The sequence below is a fragment of the Brevibacillus reuszeri genome (assembly GCF_002897295.1).
GTDB classification, from domain to species: domain Bacteria; phylum Bacillota; class Bacilli; order Brevibacillales; family Brevibacillaceae; genus Brevibacillus; species Brevibacillus reuszeri_A.
On sequence record NZ_BEXF01000056.1, the window covers coordinates 1 to 7,794 of the forward strand.

10 protein-coding genes are annotated in these 7,794 nt (G+C 46.1%); 7 read left to right on the forward strand and 3 right to left on the reverse strand.

Features of this window, described 5'->3' with window-relative positions:
* Positions 1-227: 227 nt before the first annotated feature.
* The 4 genes from C3B52_RS34805 (at position 228) to C3B52_RS34820 (ending at position 3,774) form a co-directional block, all read left to right on the forward strand.
* Positions 228-734, forward strand: a complete 507-nt coding sequence (locus C3B52_RS34805; protein WP_103110913.1) for a hypothetical protein — start codon at positions 228-230, stop codon at positions 732-734.
* Positions 715-1,794, forward strand: a complete 1,080-nt coding sequence (locus C3B52_RS34810) for a phosphodiester glycosidase family protein (protein WP_103110914.1) — start codon at positions 715-717, stop codon at positions 1,792-1,794. Before C3B52_RS34805 ends, C3B52_RS34810 begins: the two co-directional genes overlap by 20 nt.
* Before the next feature lie 156 nt (positions 1,795-1,950).
* Positions 1,951-2,829: an NAD-dependent epimerase/dehydratase family protein gene (locus C3B52_RS34815; protein ID WP_103110915.1), complete on the forward strand. Its 879-nt coding sequence runs from the start codon at positions 1,951-1,953 to the stop codon at positions 2,827-2,829.
* Between the two features lie 96 nt (positions 2,830-2,925).
* On the forward strand, positions 2,926-3,774 hold the full coding sequence (locus C3B52_RS34820; protein WP_103110916.1) for a M15 family metallopeptidase: 849 nt from the start codon (positions 2,926-2,928) through the stop codon (positions 3,772-3,774).
* A gap of 63 nt (positions 3,775-3,837) precedes the next feature.
* On the opposite strand, the gene lepB is transcribed toward C3B52_RS34820, so the two are convergent.
* Positions 3,838-4,398: a signal peptidase I gene (gene lepB, locus C3B52_RS34825; RefSeq protein ID WP_103110917.1), complete on the reverse strand. Its 561-nt coding sequence runs from the start codon at positions 4,396-4,398 to the stop codon at positions 3,838-3,840.
* Between the two features lie 419 nt (positions 4,399-4,817).
* Here lepB and C3B52_RS34830 point away from each other — a divergent pair, with 419 nt between their 5' ends.
* The 3 genes from C3B52_RS34830 to C3B52_RS34840 all read left to right on the forward strand — a co-directional run bounded on the left by C3B52_RS34830 (position 4,818) and on the right by C3B52_RS34840 (position 7,220).
* Positions 4,818-5,246 carry a MarR family winged helix-turn-helix transcriptional regulator gene (locus tag C3B52_RS34830; protein WP_103110918.1) on the forward strand — a complete coding sequence of 143 codons (429 nt, stop codon included), beginning with the start codon at positions 4,818-4,820 and terminating at the stop codon, positions 5,244-5,246.
* Positions 5,247-5,321: 75 nt separating this feature from the next.
* Complete coding sequence (locus C3B52_RS34835) at positions 5,322-5,918, forward strand: hypothetical protein (RefSeq protein ID WP_103110919.1); 597 nt, start codon at positions 5,322-5,324, stop codon at positions 5,916-5,918.
* Positions 5,919-6,104: 186 nt separating this feature from the next.
* Positions 6,105-7,220 carry an aminopeptidase gene (locus C3B52_RS34840; RefSeq protein WP_103110920.1) on the forward strand — a complete coding sequence of 372 codons (1,116 nt, stop codon included), beginning with the start codon at positions 6,105-6,107 and terminating at the stop codon, positions 7,218-7,220.
* Between the two features lie 8 nt (positions 7,221-7,228).
* On the opposite strand, the gene C3B52_RS34845 is transcribed toward C3B52_RS34840, so the two are convergent.
* Together C3B52_RS34845 and C3B52_RS37680 are read right to left on the reverse strand one after the other, a co-directional pair.
* The gene (locus C3B52_RS34845) at positions 7,229-7,549 is read right to left on the reverse strand and encodes a hypothetical protein (RefSeq protein WP_103110921.1); all 321 of its coding nucleotides are present in this window, start codon (positions 7,547-7,549) and stop codon (positions 7,229-7,231) included.
* 10 nt (positions 7,550-7,559) lie between these two features.
* Positions 7,560-7,794, reverse strand: a 235-nt coding sequence (locus C3B52_RS37680) for a hypothetical protein (protein WP_235615965.1), incomplete at its 5' end; no start/stop codon positions are given.

The following is a 7,794-nucleotide window of genomic DNA, read 5'->3' on the forward strand; positions in this document are numbered from 1 at the left end:
CGAAGGTCTTAAGAGTCTTAAGGATAGGTATTTTCTTTTACGTCAAACTTAGATGAACCGCCGTATACCGAACGGTACGTACGGTGGTGTGAGAGGTCGGGGGTTAGTCACCCCCTCCTACTCGATTTTTCGCGTCATTTTTCCAATATTCCGCAAAAAGCTTGGCGAAATATGATGTATGTTATAATAAGGCCTTACTCTATGTCACAGAAAGGAGGAGGGAGCCGATGAACGATAAATATATGCCCGCTTCATCGTCACAGGCAACCAGCTTGCCACTCCCAGGAAATGGGAAACAAGAAGGCCGACGCAAACGTTCTGGGTTGCTAAATGCGTTGCTTCCCTCCCGGACAGAAGGAAAGCGGTCCCCGCTGCCTATGATTTTGGCTATTCTGCTCTGGGGAGGACTCGCATATGCTGGTTATGCTTTTGCTGTTCATACATTGGACAAGCAGCAGCAATTTGTGAACCAGCAAATTCAACAGGTGCATGAAGAAAACCAAAAACAGGTGCGAGTGCTAGGCGAACAATTGACAATGGTTCAGGATGAAATGAAAAATGTGCAATCTGGACTTGCGAATTTGGAAGAAGATTTGGAATTGACTGGAGCGACAATTGGAGGAACGAATAAGACCAAGGAGGCCCTTCAGGATCGAATTGATCAGTTGAACAAGCAACTGGTGGATTTGAAAGCATCTTTGAAAAAACTGGAGGATGCTGCCCGTGCTTGGTAACATAAATCGTTTTTTCGCTTTTTTATTGGCACCCGCTGTCGGGTTTCTGGTAGCTTTTTCGCAGGCGAATCCAGTTGACAAGCTCCAGTTGGAAAGCTTAAAGCTGCCTACCCAGCAAACAAAAGAGCAGGCGGATGCGATTGGAGAGCAAATTTACGCGACCAAATCGCAGATGAGGAGTGTCGAATTTCTCATTGAAGACATCCGTGCCGAATCCGAAAAAGAGCAGAAGGATTATGAGCAACAAAATAACAACCTCGGTAATTTGCTAGCTGACAGTAAATCGCAAACACAAAAGTCTGCGGATGTGCTGGATTCGATTCTTTCTAAAATGCTGGGGAATCCGATCGGGCAATCCTTTGGGAACAAATCCACTGTAAAAGTGTACTCGCTAGAAGAGGCGGGGTACCGTGGCTACATGGCAAAGGTACGACTGAAGGACCCGAATGCGCTAAAAATGGTCCTGGCAAACAATTCGGTGAAAAGCAAGGGTGAAAAGACAAGTCATGCAGGGAAACGGACTGGAGCCATCCTCGCCATTAATGCTGGTGGTTTCATGACGGACAAGCAGGGCAATGTGACACCCCTCGGTATTACCGTTGTCGATGGAAAGATTCGCAACTTTTCAACCGATAAAAAATTGAGCTTTGTCGGCTTCAACAACAAGGGTCATCTAGTTGGGGCCAATATCACAACTGAAGCACAAATCAAGCAACAGGGCATTTTACAAGGAGCCAGCTTCCTGCCGCGACTCTTGCAGGATGGCAAGCGTCTCCCGATTCCGCGTGACTGGGCAAACACGCGCCATCCGCGGACGCTAATCGGTCACTTCGACAACGGCGATTTGCTGTTGATTGTGATTGATGGCAGACGAGAGGGCTGGAGTAAAGGGGTAACCCTGGAGGAAGCACAGAAAAAATTGCAGGAATTCCACGTTGTCGATGCGTTTAATCTCGATGGTGGAGGCTCCAGTGCTTTTTACTATAACGGCAAGCTGATGAATAAGCCTTCAGGTGGCAGTGAGCGTCCAGTTGTAAGCAATCTGGTTATCATGCCGTAAAGAATCAAAATAGAATGGCTGCATAAACTCTTCTGGCTTTTGCTAGAAGAGTTTTTTGTGTGCGCGAAATCAACGGAAATCTCTGAAAAATGCAGGTCCTCTTAAGGCGTGGAAGAAGTATAATAGAAAGGGAAATAATGGAGGGGGACTGACGGCATGAAAAAAGCTCTTGTTCTTGGAGGAACCCGATTTTTCGGGAAAAGACTTGTCCAGCTTTTGGCAGAATCGGGTATGGAGGTAACGGTTGCGACGCGAGGAATGACCGAAGCCGATCTTCCACCGCAGGTAAAGAGAGTGACCGTGGACCGCGATGACGTGCATTCCTTGGCAACACTCGGTTCTGAAGACTGGGACGTCATCTACGATAATATTTGCTACTCCTCCCAAAATGCTCTCGATGCGTGTGAAGCGTTCCGCGGGCGCGTAGGACGTTATGTACTGACTTCTACTTTGTCTGTTTATGATTTCTCACCAGAGAGTCTGAAGGAAGAGGACTTTGATCCGTACACGTATCCCATTGTCTCAGCACCGAAAGAAGAGGTTTCGTATCAAGAGGGCAAGCGCCAGGCAGAAGCGGTCTTTTTTCAACAGCAAGCATTTCCTGTCATTGCTGCTCGCTTCCCGATCGTGCTTGCAGAGGATGATTACACGAGAAGGCTTCATTTTCACGTTGAGCATGTGAGCGAGGGTCGTCCGATTGGTATGGTAAATCCAGAGGCGATTATGTGCTTTATACATGCACAGGAAGCTGCTGAATTTTTGCAATGGGCTGGAACTGTGGAGCTGAAGGGACCGGTGAACGCATGCTCACATGGTACGATTCGGCTAAATGCCCTGATGGATGAGATCGCGGATACTGTAGGAAAACCAGCGATCCTACAGGAAAAAACGGCGGAGGAAGATGCTTCCCCGTATGGTTTTCCCGAATCATTTTACATGGATAACGGAAAAGCTGGCGAAGCAGGATTTTCTTTCAGAACCTTGGATTCCTGGCTCCCGCAGCTCATCAGGACTCTCGCCTCACAAAATAGCTGAGTAAATTGATCAACAATCCATGCTATTTTTTTGGTCGACTCCGTGGTAAGGTATAGCAGAACGTATGTGTCTGTATGGAACCAGGAGGATAAAAGCATGAACAAGAATCGCACTACCGGACTTGCTGTCGCAGCCGTACTATCCGTAGCCCTACTAAGTGGATGTGAAGCCCCGTCTTTAGCTAAATTGCTCTCTAGCGGGGATCAGCAAGCTCAACCGTCAGCTCCAGCAAGCGGCGCGTCATCAGAAGGCTCAGAGAATACGACGCCTTCGTCACAACAAGAGGAGCCGGGTATACAAAAGCCCCCGTCACTACAAGAAACGATTACGATGGTGGAGGGTGTTCCAACGGTCACAAACCCGACTGAGTTGTCCGTGGTAGTGAACAAGCAAAGAGCCTTGCCGGCTGATTATATTCCACCAGATCTGGTTGAGCCAAATGTACCCTTTCCTTTTGATGAAAAGGTAGAAAAGCGCTTCATGCGTGCTGAAGCAGCAAAAGCGCTGGAGGAGTTATTTGCTAAAGCGCAGCTGGATGGAATTGAACTTTATGCGGTATCTGGATATCGATCCTACAAAACGCAAAGATCGCTCTATGAAACGTATGTGAAAACGCAAGGAGCAGAGCACGCTGCAGCATATAGCGCAGTCCCGGGCAAAAGCGAGCATCAGACGGGTCTGGCGATGGACGTGTCTGGAGCAGATGCGAAAACACGCTTAGAGGAGCCATTTGGTGAAACCCCGGAAGGGCAATGGCTGGCAGCCCACAGTGCCGAATGTGGCTTCATTATTCGCTATTTAAAGGGGAAGGAAGCCATTACCGGCTATTCCTATGAACCATGGCATTTGCGATACGTCGGCAAAGAGATGGCGCAAGAAATCATGGCGAAAGGTATCACACTTGAGGATTATTTGTCTGAGGATGGCACCGCCCAAAAACAGTAAAACTGCTGTTACACAATCAAAAGCCGCTCACGAGGAGCGGCTTTTTTGCTTGATTTTCATCTTTTAATGAGGAAGGCGAATATCCGATAACGGCCAATAAACGACTTCAGCGCGACCAACGACATGATCCAGCTTCACAGGGCCGATTACCCGGCTGTCCATGCTGTTGTTTCGGTTGTCTCCCATCACAAAAACACTGCCTTCAGGAATGGTGATGGGATCAAAATCTTCGGTTAGCGTTACACCGGCTGCGGAAGCTTTCAGCTTGTTGGCAGTCAAGTATTCCTCGCCTAGTGGCTTTCCGTTCACGTATAGCTGATCATCCTTTGCCTCCACCGTATCGCCCGCTACAGCAACGACCCGTTTGATCCAGTTGTCTCCGCTCGCATCAGGATGAATAATCACAATGTCTCCGGGTTTTGGATCCTTCAAATAATAAATGGCTTTGTTGACGATGACACGCTCGCGGTCATGCAACGTGCTCTCCATCGAACGTCCCTGAACGACGTATGGAGCCATCACGAACACGTAGATAAAGGCAGTCAAACCGCCAATCAAGACAAACGATTTTAACCAATCAAGCAATTCACTTTTCCATTTCGTCGTACTTTTGGTTTGTTCCATAGACTTGTTCTCCTATGTATGTAGTTTCTGGGATTCACGCTTGGACAAAGGTATCAACGTCCGAAACTGCCCTTTTATTATACATGCTTTACGAATGGATACGAAAGAAGATTCAAGGAAATAGATGGAATTGATTTTCTCCGTGCTAAAAAGCCAAATTTTTGAACAAAGTTCTAAAAAAGTTTGGTCACGAATTTGCCATCATCGGCTATTGTCAGTTTTTCCTGTTTGAGGTAAGATGATGTTGCAAAGAGGTTTTACAGTAAAAATATTAAGTAGTAAACACTTTGTCTCAGTTCATACATACCTATAAATTAAGTAAATAATTTGAAGAGTTCTATTGCTCTTCATGTGCTTAGGTTATATAGTTTTATAGTAAAAGTACTTCTATTATTTACTTTCTGAAAATAGGTGATGATGTGAGCGACATGTCCCGCGCCAGTAAAATTGAGGAACTGGATCGAGTATTTGTCGAGATGGCTCGCTTTTTTATCAGCCATTGGCTGGAAGAAGAAGAGCAGATCAGTCCGAAGCAATTTATTTTGCTACGTGTGCTTCACCATAAAGGGCGAAGTACAGTATCTGAGCTGGCGACAATTCTAAAGCAATCCAATAGTGCAACCACGATTGCGCTAAATCGACTTGTCAAGGCTGGTTATGTTGACCGGGTGCGTGATGAGGAGGATCGGCGCGTAGTGTGGGTCAATCTGTCGCAAAAAGGACTTCCGATGCTGGAGGGTCTATTGTGCCAGAGAAGAGCGCTTATTGGAAAGCTGATGGAAAACCTAAGCGACGACGAGTTGGAACAGTTTACTCATTTTCTTAGGAAAATGAAGCAATGCATGTAGCGATGCCGTCAGCTTAGCAGGTGGGGGACATTTCAGCAGACAATGTGTGTACTACGGGAATGGGAGTGTACACATATGAGAAAGAGCAGCACATTAATGATGGGAACTTTGATTTTGAGCGGAGCATTGTTTGCACAAGCGGCTTGTGCAGAGGAAGCGACTGTTCCTACTACAGAGGCTTCCACTACGACAGAAGCACCTACCACAACCGTTGCGCCTGTAAATCAGCCAACCAGCCCAGCAGCTGGCGGATTCATAATGCCAGGTAAAGACGAGTATGTGATCATCAGTGACAACCAAGGAAATGTTGTAGCTCCAGCATCCGGTTGGGTAGCAATGCCAGGCGAAGATCAATTCGTAAGCGTAAATGGATATCAATATGTTTATGCACCAGGAAGCGGCTGGATTTTCATGCCAGCTGAAGACCAATTTGTAGTGCTCGGCGACAAAACTCCTGTTTTTGCACCAGCGACTGGCTGGGCAGCAATGCCAGGTGAAGACGAATACGTGGTTGTAGCACCAAACTCTACGCCAGTAGTGGCACCAGCATCTGGCTGGAACGCTATGCCAGGCGAAGATGAGACCATTGCAATTGGCCGCAATGCAACACAAGATATTGCAAATCGCACTGGTTGGTCCTTGATGCCTCCAGCAGCTGATAACGACAAATAAATTACCACGAATAAAAACGCTTTGCTCCTTTTGAAGGACAAAGCGTTTTTTGGTTTCAATCGGAGTATTGTTCATGAAGACAGCTTTGATAATGTGAAGTCAATAAAATATATTTTATTGACTTTTTATCGTTTATCAGTAAAAATACATAGGGAAATCAGAAAATTTAAAAAGGGTGTGTCGTTGATGAGAGATTCTCGTTTGGAGCAATTGGCATATAACCTGGTTAACTATTCTGTAAGAGTACAACCGGGAGAGAAAGTGTTGATTAACGCAAAAGGGGAAACACCGGAATTAGTAGCGGCCCTGGTTCGCGAAATTTACAAAGCTGGTGGCAGCCCTTTCGTACAAGTGATTAATCCATCTCTAAGCCGCGAGATTGCGATGAATTGCAACGAAGAGCAATTGAAGGTAATGGCCGAGAACGAAGTAGCTCTCATGGAGCAAATGGACGGCTATATCGGAATCCGTGCCGCAAGTAATATTAATGAAATGGCGGATGTACCTGGAGACAAGCTGGGCATGTACTCACGCCTGTACGAATTGCCTGTGATGAATGTTCGCGTACCCCATACGAAATGGGTTGTTCTGCGTTATCCGAACCCATCCATGGCTCAATTGGCTAACATGTCGACAGCTGCATTCGAGGATTTCTATTTCCAAGTTTGCAATCTCGATTATGCCAAAATGGACAAAGCAATGGATAGCTTGGTTGAATTAATGAATCGGACAGATGAAGTACGCCTGGTTGGTCCTGAAACCGATTTGACTTTCTCTATAAAGGATATTCCGGCTGTGAAATGTGCAGGGCTTCGCAATATTCCTGATGGAGAAGTGTACACGGCGCCTGTAAAAGATTCGGTAAACGGAACGATTACGCATAATGCCCCTACACCTTACCATGGCTTTACATTTGAAAATGTACGTTTGACATTTAAAGACGGTAAAATTGTAGAGGCAACTGCGAACGATACGAAAAGACTAAACGAAATTCTTGATACAGACGAGGGAGCACGTTTTATTGGAGAATTTGCGATCGGGGTAAATCCTTTCATCCGCAATCCAATGAAAGACATTTTGTTTGACGAGAAAATTGATGGCAGTTTTCACTTTACACCTGGTCAGTGCTATGACGAAGCGTATAATGGCAACAAATCGTCTGTACACTGGGACATGGTATCGATTCAACGCCCAGAATGGGGCGGAGGAGAAATTTGGTTTGACGGCGTGTTGATTCGCAAGGATGGTCGTTTTGTCATTCCGGAGCTTGAGTGCCTCAATCCTGAGCAACTTAAAGCCTAATCGAAAAGCTATTGATCGAATTGCTTCAGCCTCTCTTGTGCCAATTGCAAGTCCATATCGAGCTGGAAGAGCATATGCAGGTTGCTTGAGGTCATGACAGCACGACGAGCAGCATGGTAGAGCAAGGGCTTGTTATGCTTGATAACCGTCATGATTTCTACGACAGGCGGTACTACCTGCTTGATCCTGATCAGACTTTGTAAATAACGGAGAAATTTTTGAATAGTCACCTGATCATCCTGATTAGGAATCGTGTCTAGCAAATTACTAAAATCGCGGATGATCATCTTTTTGGCATCCAGAGGCTCATGTATGCTTGTTCGATTCACTAGTTCCACCTCACGGGAAAAAATAGAGTACTATCTTCTTTTCCTCCAAATGGCCGAGAATAAACATGAATTTTGAAAAAAAGTCTCTGATATCTTGTGATTTCAGAGACTTTTTGCATGTGCGCCCAGCATGGGCGTTATCTCTAGGGTTAAAGTCCCGAATGGTGAAGGCAGTAGTAACCATTAGCCTAAGACAAGGGTGTCCACCGTGAGGTGGAATCTGAAGGAAGTTGGCGGCAAACCTC